Source organism: Rhodoferax sp. U11-2br, assembly GCF_018619435.1.
Taxonomy (GTDB): domain Bacteria; phylum Pseudomonadota; class Gammaproteobacteria; order Burkholderiales; family Burkholderiaceae_C; genus Rhodoferax.
In genome coordinates, this window is sequence record NZ_JAHFZF010000018.1 from 1 (window position 1) to 14,978 (window position 14,978).

Annotated in this window: 13 protein-coding genes and 1 other RNA gene; 5 read left to right on the forward strand and 9 right to left on the reverse strand. The window is 59.3% G+C overall.

Annotation, left to right across the window (positions count from 1 at the left end; all coding sequences use genetic code 11):
* Nucleotides 1-489, forward strand: a 489-nt coding sequence (locus KKO72_RS12460) for an RDD family protein (RefSeq protein WP_256445089.1), incomplete at its 5' end; no start/stop codon positions are given.
* Nucleotides 490-514: 25 nt separating this feature from the next.
* On the opposite strand, the gene KKO72_RS12465 is transcribed toward KKO72_RS12460, so the two are convergent.
* The gene (locus KKO72_RS12465; protein WP_078365769.1) at nucleotides 515-853 is read right to left on the reverse strand and encodes a P-II family nitrogen regulator; all 339 of its coding nucleotides are present in this window, start codon (nucleotides 851-853) and stop codon (nucleotides 515-517) included.
* A 98-nt stretch (nucleotides 854-951) separates the two neighbouring features.
* A complete protein-coding gene (locus KKO72_RS12470) occupies nucleotides 952-2,628 on the reverse strand; it encodes an NAD+ synthase (RefSeq protein ID WP_214938701.1) in 1,677 nt (558 codons plus the stop codon).
* A gap of 34 nt (nucleotides 2,629-2,662) precedes the next feature.
* Between KKO72_RS12470 and KKO72_RS12475 the strand changes: the two genes are divergently transcribed.
* From KKO72_RS12475 to KKO72_RS12485, 3 genes are all read left to right on the forward strand, one after another.
* Nucleotides 2,663-3,916 (forward strand): GNAT family N-acetyltransferase, encoded by a 1,254-nt coding sequence (locus KKO72_RS12475; RefSeq protein ID WP_214938703.1) that lies wholly within the window; start codon nucleotides 2,663-2,665, stop codon nucleotides 3,914-3,916.
* A gap of 248 nt (nucleotides 3,917-4,164) precedes the next feature.
* Entirely contained in the window at nucleotides 4,165-4,995 is an 831-nt protein-coding gene (locus KKO72_RS12480; protein ID WP_214938705.1) for a M90 family metallopeptidase, read from the forward strand.
* Nucleotides 4,996-5,112: 117 nt separating this feature from the next.
* On the forward strand, nucleotides 5,113-5,793 hold the full coding sequence (locus KKO72_RS12485) for a heme-binding protein (RefSeq protein ID WP_214938707.1): 681 nt from the start codon (nucleotides 5,113-5,115) through the stop codon (nucleotides 5,791-5,793).
* Nucleotides 5,794-6,002: 209 nt separating this feature from the next.
* On the opposite strand, the gene ssrA is transcribed toward KKO72_RS12485, so the two are convergent.
* The 7 genes from ssrA to alaS all read right to left on the reverse strand — a co-directional run bounded on the left by ssrA (nucleotide 6,003) and on the right by alaS (nucleotide 13,058).
* Nucleotides 6,003-6,379: a transfer-messenger RNA gene (gene ssrA, locus KKO72_RS12490) on the reverse strand.
* 12 nt (nucleotides 6,380-6,391) lie between these two features.
* A complete protein-coding gene (locus KKO72_RS12495) occupies nucleotides 6,392-7,072 on the reverse strand; it encodes an HAD family hydrolase (protein ID WP_214938709.1) in 681 nt (226 codons plus the stop codon).
* A gap of 13 nt (nucleotides 7,073-7,085) precedes the next feature.
* Nucleotides 7,086-7,796 (reverse strand): bifunctional 2-polyprenyl-6-hydroxyphenol methylase/3-demethylubiquinol 3-O-methyltransferase UbiG, encoded by a 711-nt coding sequence (ubiG, locus tag KKO72_RS12500; RefSeq protein WP_214938711.1) that lies wholly within the window; start codon nucleotides 7,794-7,796, stop codon nucleotides 7,086-7,088.
* 103 nt (nucleotides 7,797-7,899) lie between these two features.
* On the reverse strand, nucleotides 7,900-8,202 hold the full coding sequence (locus tag KKO72_RS12505; RefSeq protein ID WP_214938712.1) for a high-potential iron-sulfur protein: 303 nt from the start codon (nucleotides 8,200-8,202) through the stop codon (nucleotides 7,900-7,902).
* 266 nt (nucleotides 8,203-8,468) lie between these two features.
* Nucleotides 8,469-9,497 (reverse strand): adenosine kinase, encoded by a 1,029-nt coding sequence (locus KKO72_RS12510; protein WP_214938714.1) that lies wholly within the window; start codon nucleotides 9,495-9,497, stop codon nucleotides 8,469-8,471.
* Nucleotides 9,498-9,499: 2 nt separating this feature from the next.
* Entirely contained in the window at nucleotides 9,500-10,276 is a 777-nt protein-coding gene (locus tag KKO72_RS12515; RefSeq protein ID WP_214938715.1) for a ferredoxin--NADP reductase, read from the reverse strand.
* 157 nt (nucleotides 10,277-10,433) lie between these two features.
* Entirely contained in the window at nucleotides 10,434-13,058 is a 2,625-nt protein-coding gene (gene alaS, locus KKO72_RS12520) for an alanine--tRNA ligase (RefSeq protein ID WP_214938717.1), read from the reverse strand.
* A 324-nt stretch (nucleotides 13,059-13,382) separates the two neighbouring features.
* On the opposite strand from alaS, the gene KKO72_RS12525 reads away from it, so the two are divergent.
* Nucleotides 13,383-14,972 (forward strand): FGGY-family carbohydrate kinase, encoded by a 1,590-nt coding sequence (locus KKO72_RS12525; protein WP_214938719.1) that lies wholly within the window; start codon nucleotides 13,383-13,385, stop codon nucleotides 14,970-14,972.
* The last annotated feature ends 6 nt before the right edge of the window (nucleotides 14,973-14,978 follow it).

Genomic DNA, 14,978 nt, shown 5'->3' on the forward strand with positions numbered 1-14,978 from the left:
GCCCCCCTCGCCACCCCCAGCCTGCGCCGACGCATGGCGTGCTGGCTGTATGAGGGCATGTTGCTGTTTGGTGTGGTGTTTATTGCCGGTTATCTGTTCAGCGCCCTGAGCCAGACCAAAAACGCGATGGACAACCGCCATGCACTGCAGGCCTTTATTTTTGTGGTGTTTGGCATCTACTTTGGCTGGTTGTGGTCCAAAGGGCAGACCCTGGCCATGAAAACCTGGCATATCCGCGTGTTGGACCTAAGGGGTCAGCCCCTCACACAAGGGCGTGCCCTGCTCCGTTACCTGTGCTGCTGGTTGTGGGTGCTGCCGCCGCTGCTGGCAGCCTGGATGCTTGATCTGCCTGGCACTGAGGCCACGGTGATCACGCTGGGCTGGGTGGCGGTGTGGGCCATTCTGAGCCGCTTTCACCCGCGCCAGCAGTTCTGGCACGATGCGCTGGCGGGCACCCAGCTGGTGACTGCCCTGCCCAGCAAAAAATAAGTCTGGTCCAGCCCAGACAGACGCGTCAGATCGCGGACTGGTCCAGTTCACCGGTGCGGATACGCACCACCCGCTCCACCGGGGTGATGAAAATCTTGCCATCACCAATCTTGCCGGTGTGGGCGGCCTTGACGATGGCGTCGACACAGCGCTCGACATCCTGGCTGTTCACCACCACCTCGATCTTCACCTTGGGCAAAAAGTCGACCACATATTCCGCCCCACGGTAGAGCTCGGTGTGGCCTTTTTGACGGCCAAAACCTTTCACTTCGGTCACGGTCAGGCCGGTCACGCCACATTCGGCCAAACCTTCACGCACCTCTTCGAGTTTGAAGGGTTTGATGATGGCGGTAATTTGTTTCATGGATGTCCTCGTTGATGGTTAGATACGCAAATTCCTGGTGCAACCGGCCGAGCGTCGGCGGCTGACATGCACCTTGATTGTGCATGAGAGCAGCTCTCTCACGCCCGAAAGCAGTTGGTGATGGGGTAACGCCAGTCTTTGCCAAAACTGCGGTGCGTGACACGGATGCCCACCGGCGACTGGCGCCGTTTGTACTCGTTGATCTTGATCAGCCGCGTGACCCGCTCCACATCGGCACGCTCAAATCCGGCGGCAATGATCTCCTCGATGCTCTGGTCGTTTTCCATGTAACGCTCCAGGATCGCGTCCAGCACCTCGTAAGGCGGCAGGCTGTCCTGGTCGGTCTGGTCCGGGCGCAGCTCGGCACTCGGCGGGCGGGTGATGATGCGCTCAGGGATCGGTTCAGCACCGGTGCCATACGGGTCATGCGCATTGCGCCAGCGCGCCAGACGAAACACCGTGGTTTTGGCCAGGTCCTTGATCACCGCAAAACCACCGGCCATGTCGCCGTACAGAGTGCAGTAACCGGTGGCCATCTCGCTCTTGTTGCCAGTGGTCAACACGATGCTGCCAAACTTGTTGCTCAAAGCCATCAGCAGCGTGCCGCGGATGCGGGCCTGGATGTTTTCTTCGGTGGTGTCTTCTGCCAAGCCCTTGAACTCACCCGCCAGCGTCGCCTTAAAGGCTTCGAACTCGGGCACGATCGACAACTCGTCGTAACGCACACCCAGGCGCTTGGCCATCTCGCGCGCGTCGATCCAGCTGATGTCGGCGGTATAGGGCGAGGGCATCATCAACGCACGCACCCGATCCTTGCCCAGCGCGTCCACCGCAATCGCAAGCACCAAGGCCGAGTCGATGCCCCCCGACAAGCCCAGCAACACTGACGGAAAACCGTTTTTGCCAATGTAGTCACGCACACCCAGCACCAGCGCGTCCCACAGGTCTTCGTCAGGGGTGCGGTCTGGCGCGATGCTTGATATGATATTCATAGCTGTCTGCCCTTCTTCTATAAGGGCTAGAAGGCCATTTTCTACAAAACTCGGGGCGCGACCGGCCAATGAGCCGTCGGCATTCAGAATGAACGAGTGGCCCTCAAACACCACCTCGTCCTGCCCACCGACCAGGTGGGCGTAGACCAGTGGCAAGCCACATTCCAGCACCCGCTCGCGCATGATCTGTTCACGCTCAAAGCCCTTGCCCACATGGAAGGGCGAGGCGTTGATGGTTGCCAGCAGTTCAGCACCAGCATCACGCGTCTGGCGTGCAGGCTCGGCAAACCAGGCGTCTTCACAAATCAGCAGGCCGACCTTGACGGTGTGGCCCGCCACTCCGGCCTCAAACACACACACGTCCTGCCCGGGCGAGAAATAACGGCGCTCGTCAAACACCTGGTAATTGGGCAGTTGGCGTTTGGCATAACTCGCCACCACCTGCCCTTCACGCAACACACTGGCGGTGTTGAAACGTTGCTGCACCGCGACCGACTTGGTGCGGCTGTCGCCCCCTGTCGGGTGGCCCACCACCACAGAGAGGTCTTTCAACGGGGCCAGCGCAGCCGCCACGGCTTTCACGGCATCATCACAGGCAGCAATAAAAGCGGCGCGCAAAAACAGGTCTTCGGCGGCATAACCACAAATCGAGAGTTCTGGGGTGAGCACCAGGCGGGCGCCGTCTTGGTAGGCCTGTTGGGCGGCCTGGATGATTTTTTGCGAATTACCGGCCAGATCACCCACCACCAGGTTGAGTTGGGCAATGCAGAGTTTGAGCGTCATGGAAAGCTTGATGCAATGAAGGAAAAAAGAACAGATGTCCGAGTCAAATGATTATGTCATCCGGGTGCTGGATTCACCCCTGGAGGTGGACGCTCAGGCCTGGGATGGCCTGCTGTTTGCCCAGAGCCAGCCCACCCCCTTCATGCGCCACGCCTTCTTGAGCGCGCTGCACAGCACGGGTTGTGCCACCACGGCCACCGGCTGGACACCGCGTTTCTTTCTGCTGGAGCGCCTGGGCAAGCTGCATGCAGCCTGCGCGATCTACATCAAGTCCCACTCGCAGGGTGAGTTTGTGTTTGACTGGGGCTGGGCGCGCGCCTACCACCAGCATGGTTTGTCCTACCACCCGAAAGCGGTGTGTGCCGTGCCCTTCATCCCGGTGCCCGGTAGCCGCTTGCTGGCACACACGCCAGAAGACCGCCTGGCATTGGTCCATGCGGTGCTGGACTGGTGCTCCGCCGAGCACCTGACAGGCTTGCACGCGCTGTTTGCCAGCGACGAGGATGTGACAGCACTCACCCAAGCCGGCCTGCTGCTGCGCCACACCATCCAGTTCCACTGGTCCAACAGCCAACCCGGCTACACCAGCTTCGACGCATTTCTGGCCAGCCTGTCACAGGACAAACGCAAGAAGATCCGCCAAGAGCGGCGCAAGGTGATGGAGGCTGGCGTGACTTTTCGGGTGCTGGAAGGCACGGCCATCACGCCGACCGACTGGGACTTTTTCTACCACTGTTATGAGCGCACCTACCTGGAGCACGGCAACCCGCCCTACTTCAACCGCGCCTTCTACCAGCGCATGGCAAGCGACATGCCCGAGGATTGGGTGCTCTTCATCGCCGAGCGTGATGGGCGGCCCATTGCTGCAAGTTTGCTAGCTATCAACGAAAGTAGCATAAAGGCTACATGGCAAAAAGCCTCAGAACTATCCACAAGTCAGCATGACACTGTCGCAACTGGCACCACACACCCCACCGAACGTGTTGCCTATGGCCGCTACTGGGGCGCACTGGAGCGCGTGGATTGCCTGCACTTTGAGGCCTGTTATTACCAGCCGCTGCAGTGGTGCATCGAACACGGCTACCAGCGTTTTGAAGGCGGCGCCCAGGGCGAACACAAACTCGCCCGCGCCCTGCTGCCCGTCACCACCACCAGCGCCCACTGGCTGGCGCACCCGCAGTTTTTTGCGGCAGTCGACAACTTCCTGACGCAGGAGCGCGAAGGCATTGGCGAGTACGTCGATGAGCTGGTGCGGCACAGCCCGTTCAAGGTCGATGCAAACCGCTGAGGCCTCGTTGCGTTTCCAACTCATTTGTCCCTAAGCGTCAAGCCTAGGACCGTGCAGCAACACGACTTCGATCTACATAATGGAAACATACTGTGAGCCACTGTCCGAGTGGTGGATCAGTGCATTTGCATCTGGCTGCCACCCATACAAAACCTGCTCCCACGCATCAAACAGAACGTCTGTATTGAAAAGCGCAGAAACAATCCCAGCTACCGTTCTTGTCTAGGACTGGACCAGAAGGGATACAAGTGGCGTTTTATTTGTTGTGTGCCTTGGCCTTGGGTTTTGTGCTTGTGCTTCTGGGACAACCGTGGCTTCGCGCCTACCGTCAGCGGAGGGTGCTGGCACATCCGTTTCCGGCGCATTGGCGCAAGGTACTGCGGCGCCGTGTGCCCTTCCTGAGGCGCCTGCCGGTGGACTTGCAGCTGCAACTGAAAAAGCGCATCCAAGTCTTCATTGCAGAAAAAGCCTTCATCGGGTGTGATGGCTTGCAAGTGACTGAAGAAATGCGCGTCGTGATTGCGGCGCAAGCCTGTTTGCTGGTTTTGAATCGCTCCATGGCGCATCTCGCTCATGTGCGGCAGATTCTGGTGTACCCCGGTGCGTTTGTCGTTCAGCGCACGGTTACCGACGGTATTGGTATGCAGCAAGACCAGCGCCAAGCCTTGTCTGGTGAATCGTGGGAACAAGGACAGGTGGTCTTGTCGTGGCAAGACACTCTGGAGGGTGCGGCGGTGGTCGATGATGGCCGCAATGTCGTGCTGCACGAGTTTGCTCACCAGTTGGACCAGGAAAACGGCGCCGCCCAGGGTGCGCCACCGCCAGCGGCAGGCGATACGCAGCACAGCCCGCAACGCTGGAAACAGGTGTTCAGCCAAGCCTATGCCCAACTGCAGAGCCAAGTGCAGCGCGGCGAACAGGGGCTGTTCAACCATTACGGCGCCCAGAGCCCGGCAGAGTTTTTTGCAGTGGCCACAGAAACCTTTTTTGAGCAGGCCACAGAGACGGCTGAGCAATACCCCGCGCTGTACGACGAGCTCAAGGGCTACTACAAGGTGGACCCCGCAAGTTGGCATTGAGCTGGCCCCTGCCATTCATCTGGTCTCACGCATCGTGTGCGTCTGGTGCGCTGGCGCACGTCTTGTCGTCCATGAATAGTCCATACTGACATCCCACAACCCTGAGGACCATCGCACATGAAGATCAACAGCCAACTGCGACGCGGTGTACGAACCTGTCAAGGCATGAGGTACGGCGTTGCTGCCGGGGCAGTACTGTGTGGCCTCGTCGCGTTTGCACTTCCCGTGGCAAGTCACGCGACCGAAGAACCCAGCTACAAGGTCGTCCGGAAGTTTGAAGGCATCGAAGTACGCGACTACGACGCCTACACCGCCGCCGAGATCATGGTACCCGGGCCTGCTGCGGACGCTGGCGGTCAGGCTTTTCCTGTTCTGGCTGGCTACATCTTTGGCAAAAACAAAGGCGAGCGCAAATTGGCAATGACCGCGCCAGTGACGCAGGCGGCTGAACCGGTCAAATTGGATATGACCGCGCCCGTGACCCAGACAGCGGCACTCGGTGGCTTTCGGGTGCAGTTCGTTCTGCCCAAAGGCGTCTCCATGGCCAGCGCGCCTGAGCCTCTGGATGCGCGGATCACGCTGCAAGACATCGCGCCCAGTCGCGTGGCGGTCATCCGCTACTCAGGGTTTTGGTCAGATGCCAACTATGACGAGCATCTGAGCCAACTACAGGCTGCTTTGCGCGCGGCTGACCTGGTTTGGGTGGGCGAAGCCGTGTATTCCCGCTACAACGCGCCGTTCACGCCATGGTTCTTGCGGCGAAATGAAATTTGGCTGCACCTGGAAAACACACCATGAGCGTGTTGGCACTCAGTGCTGATAGACAAACTTTCCTCAAATCTGCCCATGGTGGATTAACCACCTTGGCGCAGCCGCACGCCATCACCAGATTTCGGGCTTGGACAGCAAAGTCGCCTCATGTTGTCCCGTATGCACAATAAAAAACCTCTAAGCCGTTGATTGCTTAGAGGTTTTTCGTCTTTTGTGGTCCTAAGTGGAGCCGTATATGGTGGAGCTGGGGGGATTTGAACCCCCGTCCGCAAACCTTCTTCGAACAGTTCTACATGTGTAGCCGTCTGATTTGGATCTCGCTTTTCACATCGCGCAGTGGCACGCTATGCAAATCGCCAGCAACCTATTTTCTCGACCTGCCCTAAGTTACCCAAGGCAGACCCAGCCGAATGAAATTACCCCACAGCCTGGACAGCTTGCGCCGCCCTTGCCCAGCCTATCGGCTTGCTGTTGTGAGGCTCACTAGCAATTAAGCAGCGAGTGCGAAACGTTCGTCGTTTGCAGTTAGTTTTTTTGAATCTGTTTTACGAGCGCATTCAGCTCGACATGCCCTGCTGCGCGTCCGAATCCACGTCGAAACCAGTGCAGCCCCAAGCTTGGCATTTTAGGGCCGACTGATCAATTGCAAGAGCTCCAGGGCAGAATTAATCGTGGCGTGGGCGCCCCACTGCCTGGTGTCGGACTTTTTCCCCAGATAACCGTAGGTGGCTGCGACGGTTTTCATACCGGCAGCTAACCCGGCCACGATGTCGCGCTCGTCATCTCCCACATAAACACAGCTCTCGGGAGGCACATCCAGACGTCTGGCCGCCTCCAGCAAAGGCAAGGGATGGGGCTTAGCATGGGCCGTGGTGTCTCCGCTGATGATGGTGCCAGCTGAGGCAAACAGTGGCATAGCCTGGGTCAGCGGTGTGGTGAAGCGGGTCGACTTGTTGGTGACCACACCCCACGGGGTGCCTTGTTGCACCAGGTCATCCAGCAGCTGTGCCACACCGGAAAACACCAGCGTGTCTTGCGTCAGCCGCTGCTCGTAGTTGGTAAAAAACTCTTCCCGAAAGCTGTTGTACTCGGGGTGGTCCGTGTCCATGCCAAACGCGATGTTCAGCATGCCACGCGCTCCGGCACCAGCCATCGGTCGGTAGGCCGCCAGGTCCATCGAGGGCAAACCCCGTGTGGTGCGCATCAAATCAGCGGCTGCGCCCAGGTCTGGGGCGCTGTCGATCAAGGTGCCGTCCAGGTCGAACAGCACCGCCTTCACATCGGTGAACCGGGTGGGAGTGGTCATCACGCTCAGCGGCTCAGGCGGGTTTTTGGGCCGCCAGCATGTAATTCACGCTGGTGTCCGCATTGAGCCAGAAACGCTGGGTGAACGGGTTGTATGACAAGCCCTTGCTGTGTGACACCGTGAGGCCAGCCTGGCGGCAGAACCCTGCCAGTTCGCTTGGACGAAGCAATTTGGCGTATTCATGGGTGCCACGCGGCACCATGTTGAGCACGTACTCGGCACCCACAATGGCCATCACAAACGACTTGGGGTTGCGGTTGATGGTGGAGAAAAACACCCAGCCACCGGGCTTCACCAGCGTCGCACAGGCTTGTACGACCGAGGCCGGGTCAGGCACATGCTCCAGCATTTCCATACACGTGACTGCGTCAAAACTCCCGGGTTTCTCGGCAGCCAAGGCTTCAGCACTGATTTCACGGTATTGCACGTTCTGGGTTTGTGCGTCCAGCGCGTGCAACTGCGCCACGCGCAAGACCTTGGTAGACAGGTCAATACCAGTGGCTGTGGCGCCTGCACGCGCCAAAGAGTCGGTCAGGATACCGCCGCCACAACCCACATCCAGCACATTCAGGCCAGCCAGAGGGCACAGGCCGTTGATCCAACCCAGGCGCAACGGGTTGATCTTGTGCAAGGCGTGCATTTCGCCCTCTGCGTCCCACCAGTGGTGGGCCAGTTCAGAAAATTTGGCCAGTTCAGCCGCGTCGGCGTTGATCGTTGTGTTCATGACTGGATTATCGGAAATTTAGGCTGAAAAAAGCCGTGTAGACACCGTGTACCCTTAAAAAACAAAACCCACCGCAAGGGTGGGTTTTGTGGGGCATGTGAGCTTATGCCTTCTTAGCCCAGGCGCTGCACCAGCCCTTGGCAACAACTTCCTTACCAGCGAACAAAGGACAGGCCCCTTGAGGAGCGGTCTTGCCTTGGTACAAGGCGCAGGTGGAACAGGACTGATCCTTGGTGTGCTTGGGATACTTGGTCTTGTCCGCTTTTGCCGAATCAGCTACATAGCCCAAGCTCTTGGCGTTGGCATCTGTTTCAGCGACCAAGGGGGCTGCGGCCATGGCCATGCCAGAAGCCAATGCGCTGGTGCCGACCACTGATTGCAGAATAAATACGCGACGATTTGTCATAGGTCTGTTTCCTGAGTAGTTGATAAAACTGCGGCTGGCATCCCGTGCTGGCAGCTGCGCAAAAGATTATCGGCGCAGCCTGAGAAAAAAACAGCCGGGTTATCTCAAAAACCCATCAATTAAGTCAAAACTAAGTTTGGGAAATACAGGTCTTTGCGAGGCCCAGCCCGTCTTTGGTATCACCAGAGCTGACTAGTCACAAGACGCTGCGGCACAGCGCCAAACGTACCCGCGCGGCCGCAAGCGGGTCACGGTAAGGGATCGGTTCAGGCCACGCTGTCAGCGACAAAACCCGCAAATGAGGCCTTGAGCTGGTTCATGTCTGCCTGGGGCAGGCGGTTACCCACCTGCGACACCACACGCCCGGCACATTGATTCGCCAGCCAGGCGGCCTGGGCATGGTTGTGGCCATGGGTGACGGCGTACAGGAATGCACCCGCAAACATGTCACCGGCACCATTGGTGTCGATGGCTTTGACCTGTGCGGCAGGCACCTCGGTGGTTTGATCACCTTCCAGCACCACACAGCCCTTGGCACTGCGGGTCAGACACACCACCCTCGCCTGCTGGCTGAGTTGGCGGCAGATCTGCGCCAGATCTTTGCTGCCACACCAGACCTGGGCTTCCTCTTCGTTGCAAAACAGGTAGTCCAGCTGGCCGGTCTCTGCATTGCCGACCATGGCGTCGAGCCCTGGGCGGCAGAAGTTGATCATGGTCATGTCGCTCAGCGTGGTGGCCAGTGCCACACCAGCCTCACGTGCGATGGCACGGCCCTTGATGGCGGCATCCAGCCCGGTGGGCGACGCAGCCAGGTAACCCTCCATGTAATAGACCTTGGACTTGGCAATGTCGAGCGGATGCAAGGCACTGGCGTCGATGTCGGCGGTGGCACCTAAAAAGGTGCTCATGCTGCGTTCGGCGTCCGGCGTCACCATCACCATACAGCTGCCGGTCTGGCCCTGCGGCGCGCGGGTGTGCGTCAAGTTGGTGGCGACACCGTGTGAGATCAGATCCTGGGTGTAAAACTCGCCGAGTTCGTCGTCCGCCACGCGGCAGGAGTAAAAAGCCTTGCCGCCCAACTGGGCCACCGCCACCACGGTGTTGCCAGCTGAGCCGCCACCGGTGCGGTGCACCGGCAGGCCATACACATGGCTGAGCAGCTCGGTGCGACGGGCCGCGTCGATCAAGGTCATATGACGTTTTTCAACGCCCGCAGCCTGCAGTTGTGCGTCAGACACCTCGTACTGCGAGTCCACCAGCGCATTGCCGATGGCGTAAACGTCATGGTGACTCATGTTTATTGCTCCACAAAAGCGCGTTCGACCACAAAGTCACCGGGTTTGGTGGTGTTGCCTTCCAGGAAACCACGGGTTTCCAAGATGTGTTTCAGGTCTTTCAACAAGGCCGGGCTACCACACATCATGGCGCGGTCGTATTCGGGGTCAAACTTGGGCAGACCCAGATCGGCCTGCAGCTTGCCGGTGGTGATCAGGTCGGTGATACGGCCCTGGTTCTTGTAGGGCTCACGGGTCACCGTGGGGTAATACAGCATTTGGGCAGTGACCATCTCGCCCAGAAACTCGTGGTCGGGCAGCTCTTGTGTCAGATAGTCGTGGTAGGCCAGTTCAGCCACTTCCCGCACACCGTGCACCAGAATCACTTTTTCAAATTTTTCGTAGGTTTCGGGGTCGCGCACGATGCTCAAAAACGGCGCCAGGCCGGTGCCGGTACCAAACAGGTACAGGTTTTTGCCAGGCAGCAGATAGTCAATCAGCAAGGTGCCGGTGGGCTTTTTGCCAACCACAATCTGGTCACCCACTTTGATGTGCTGCAGCTTGGAGGTGAGCGGGCCGTCTTGCACCTTGATGCTCAGAAACTCCAGGTGGTCTTCGTAGTTGGGGCTGACGATGCTGTAGGCGCGCAGCAGCGGTTTGCCACCCTCCAGGCGCAGGCCGATCATGGTGAAGTGGCCGTTTGAAAAGCGCAAAGCCTGATCACGTGTGGTGGTGAAGCTGAACAGTCGGTCTGTCCAGTGGTGAACGCTTAAAACGGTTTCATTCAGAAATGCACTCATGGGTCGCCTTGAATTGTGGATAAAACAAAAGTGTGCGAGTGTAAAAGGCCAGGCCACGGCGGGCCTGACATAAATCAACTCAGCCGGAAAAATCACATGATAAATGGGCCTCTAGCCCTTTTACCATAAGGGCTATTAGCTACGACTTAAATAGCGTTTACAGCTTGGGCTCAACCCAGGCCAACACACTGGCCAGCGCGTCGGCCAATTTGGCGGGTTCGGTGCCGCCAGCCATGGCCATGTCGGGCTTGCCGCCGCCTTTGCCACCGACCTGCGCCGCGACAAAGTTCACCAGCTCACCAGCCTTGACCTTGGCCGTGGTGTCAGCGGTCACACCCACGGCGATTTGCACCTTGGCACCGTCGATCACACCCAACACCACCACGGCGGTCTTGAGTTTGTCCTTGAGCTTGTCCATGGTGTCGCGCAGTGTCTTGACGTCAGCACCTTCCAGGCGCGCCACCAGCAGCTTGACACCTTTGATCTCACGCGCCTGGCTCAGCAGTTCGTCACCCTGGGCGCTGGCCAATTTGCCCTTGAGGGCGACCAGTTCCTTGTCCAGGGCCTTGACGTGTTCCAGCACCGAGAGGATGCGTTCATTCACCTCGGCCACCGGGGTTTTCAACACAGTTGCAGCATGGCTCAGGCTGTCTTCCAGGTGCTGCAGATAGTGCAAGGCGTTGTCACCGGTCACCGCCTCGATGCGGCGCACACCAGAGGCGACACCGCTCTCGGCCACGATCTTGAACAGACCAATGTCACCGGTGCGTTGCACATGGGTGCCGCCGCACAATTCGCGGCTGCTGCCAATGTCGAGCACCCGCACCGATTCGCCGTACTTTTCACCAAACAACATCATGGCGCCGGTTTGTTGGGCCGATTCGATGTCCATCACACGTGCTTTCGTCGCGGCATTACTCAGGATTTCGGCGTTCACGCGGGCTTCGATCTCGCGGATTTCAGCGTCGGTCACCGGGGCGTTGTGGGCAAAGTCAAAACGGGTGCGCTCGGCGTTGACCAAACTGCCCTTTTGCTGCACATGGCTGCCCAGCACCTCACGCAGCGCCTTGTGCATCAGGTGGGTGACCGAGTGGTTGCGCTGAGTAGCGACCCGCAGGCTGGCGTTCACATGGGCGGTGACACCGTCGCCCACTTTGAGGCTGCCGGTTTTGAGCACACCGTGGTGGCCAAACACATCGGCCTTGATTTTTTGGGTGTCGGCCACCTCGAACAAAGCGTGGTCAGAGAAGATGGCGCCAGCGTCACCCACTTGACCACCACTTTCGCCGTAGAACGGGGTGGTCGCCAGAACCACCACACCAGATTGACCTTCATTTAAGGCCTCAGCCCTTGTGCCGTCTACATAGATAGCTACAACTTCGCTAGTGGTTGTGAGGTGGTCGTAACCGACAAACTCGTTGCCAGCACCGGTGTACTCCAGCGCCTTGTCTTGTTTGAACTTGCCAGCGGCGCGGCCTTTGGCTTTTTGCGCTTCCATGGCGGCTTCAAAACCGGCGGCGTCCACCGTCACACCGCGTTCACGGCAGACGTCATTGGTCAGATCCAGCGGGAAGCCAAAGGTGTCGTGTAACTTGAACGCCACCTCACCCGGCAGCAGCTTGACGCCGTCGACCAGGGCATCGTCCAGAATCTGCATACCGGTGGCCAGTGTCTCGTAGAAGCGCTCTTCCTCGACCCGCAGCACCTCCATGATGCGATCCGCTTGGGACGCCAGGTTCGGATAGGCCACACCCATCTGCACCACCAGATCGGGCACCAGTTTGTGGAAAAACGGCGTTTTTTGGCCGAGTTTGTAGCCGTGTCGGATGGCGCGGCGGATGATGCGGCGCTGCACGTAGCCCCTGCCCTCGTTGCTGGGCAACACACCGTCGCTGACCAGGAAGGCGGTGGCGCGGATGTGGTCGGCAATCACCTTGAGTGAGGGGTTGCTCAGGTCGGTGCTGTGGGTTTCACGTGCAGCGGCTTTGATCAGCGCGTCAAAAATGTCGATCTCGTAGTTGCTGTGCACATGCTGCAAGATGGCCGCCAGGCGCTCCAGGCCCATGCCGGTGTCCACACAGGGTGCAGGCAGCGGCGTGACCGAGCCGTCCTCGGCCATGTTGAACTGCATGAACACGTTGTTCCAGATCTCGATGAAGCGGTCACCGTCTTCGTCAGGGCTGCCCGGGGGGCCGCCGGGGATGTGGTCACCGTGGTCGTAAAAAATCTCGGAGCATGGACCGCAGGGGCCGGTGTCGGCCATCATCCAGAAGTTGTCCGACTTGTAACGCGCACCTTTGTTGTCACCGATGCGGATCACACGCTCGGGCGGCAGGCCAATCTCTTGGGTCCAGATGTTGTAGGCCTCTTCGTCTTCGGCGTACACCGTAGCCAGCAGGCGCTCTTTGGGCAGCTTGTAGACCTCGGTCAGCAACTCCCACGCCCATTTGAGCGACTCACGCTTGAAGTAGTCACCAAAACTCCAGTTGCCCAGCATCTCGAAGAAGGTGTGGTGGCGTGCGGTGTAGCCCACGTTTTCCAGGTCATTGTGTTTGCCACCGGCACGCAGGCAGGCCTGCACTGAGGCGGCGCGCACATAAGAGCGTTTGTCGGTGCCCAGGAACACGTCCTTGAACTGCACCATGCCCGAGTTGGTGAACATCAGTGTCGGGTCGTTGCCGGGGACGAGCGGGCTCGACGCCACCACGGTATGGCCTTTGGAGGCAAAGAAGTCGAGGAAGGTCTTGCGGATGTCGGCAACACTGATGGTTGGTGTGGTCATGGCAAATGGGTCAAGCGGTAAAGGGTGAAATGGTTGGCCCGAGAGCGGTCAAAGCCTGGGCACAGCCCGCCATTATCGCCGCTGCTTGCAGCAGCCTGGCTGCTTGGTCCATCTTCCCCCGCATCAAGCACTGCGTCGCTGGCGACACAAGCCTTGTCAGCGGCGGTTTCTTGCGACCCCATCAACAGCCGCGCTGCGCGTGTTGCGCAAGCTCGACGTATGTCAACGGACTGAGACAAACATCAAAAATCTTTCGGGGCTTGCGTTTTTTTAACTTCTTCAGATATAGTGCTAACACGTATTAGCTACTCCATCGGACGAAATATGAGCGATGAACTGTTTGTAGGTATTGACGTTGGCTCAGCCAGTGTCCGGGCCGGGATTTTTGATCGACAAGGCCAGCGCGTGGCCTTTGCCACACGTGCCATCCAGCAGTTCAAACCCTTGCCTTTGTTTGTCGAACAGTCGTCTACCGACATCTGGGCACAAACCTGTGCCGCGCTGCAAGAAGCGTTGGCCACCCCGGGCATCGATGCCACAAAGGTTGTGGCGTTGGGTGTGGATGCCACCTGCTCCCTGGTGGCGGTGGATGTCGATGGCCAGCCGGTCTCTCTGGCTCAGGACGGCGCCCCCGATCACGACATCATCATGTGGATGGATCACCGTGCAGCCCAGCAAACAAAAGCGATTAATGCTACAAAAGACGAAGCTTTGAAGTACGTCGGCGGCGAAGTCAGCATCGAGATGGAGCTGCCCAAGGTGCTGTGGTTCAAGCAGCATTTCCCGCAGCGGTATGCCAGCACCTGGCGCTTCTTCGACCTGGCGGACTACCTGGTCTGGCGCGCCTGCGGCAACGACGCGGCCAGTGTCTGCACCCTGACCTGCAAATGGAACTATCTGGCCCATGAGGACCGTTTCAGCGAGAGCTTGCTCAAGGCGGTGGGCCTGGACGATCTGCCCGGCAAATTACCAACCCGTGTGTTGCCCCTGGGCTCGGCGGCGGGCAAGTTGGGCCTGTTGGCAGCGCGCGAACTGGGTTTGCCTGCGGGCACTGTGGTGGCCACCGGCATCATCGACGCCCATGCGGGTGGCCTGGCCCTGGTCGGCACCGCACCACAGGGCAGTCTGGCCATCATTGGCGGCACCTCCAACTGCCATATGGTGGTGAGCCAGGCGCCAGTGATGGTGCCGGGTGTCTGGGGCCCTTACTGGGGCGCCATGCTGCCAGGGTATTGGCTCAATGAAGGCGGCCAAAGTGCGGCAGGCGCCCTGCTCGACTGGACTTTGCGCCAAAGCGACGCCTGGCCGTTACTGGAGTCGACCGCGCAAGCACAGCAAACCAACGTCTACACTGTCTTGAATGGGTGGCTGGCCGACCTCGAAGCGCGTGAACCCTGGCCCACCCGCCACCTGCATGTGCTGGGTGACCACCACGGCAACCGCTCTCCCCGCGTCAACCCGGACGCACGTGGCGTGGTGGTGGGTCTGACCTTGGAAACCGGGCGCGACGCCCTGGCGCGCCTGTACCTGGCCACCTTGCAGGCATTGGCGTATGGCACGCGCCACATCATCGAGAGCATGAACAACGCTGGCCACCAGATCACCCGCATCCTGATGTGTGGTGGTGGCACCAAAAACCCCTACTGGCTGCGTGAACACGCCGATGCCACCGGTTGCGAGATCCATCTGGTGAGCGAGGAAGACGCTGTGACCCTGGGTGCTGCCCTGTTGGGTGCGGCGGCCAGCGGGGTGTTTACCTCCCTGCCTGCGGCTGCTGCGGCCATGGTGCAAGCGGGTGGCAGCCTGGCCGCTCGCCCCCAAACCAAAGCCTTCCACGACGCCAAGTACGCGGTGTATTTGCAGCTTTACCAAGACATGTTGACCAGCCGTGCGGCGATGCGCGACTGGTCTTGAACACCC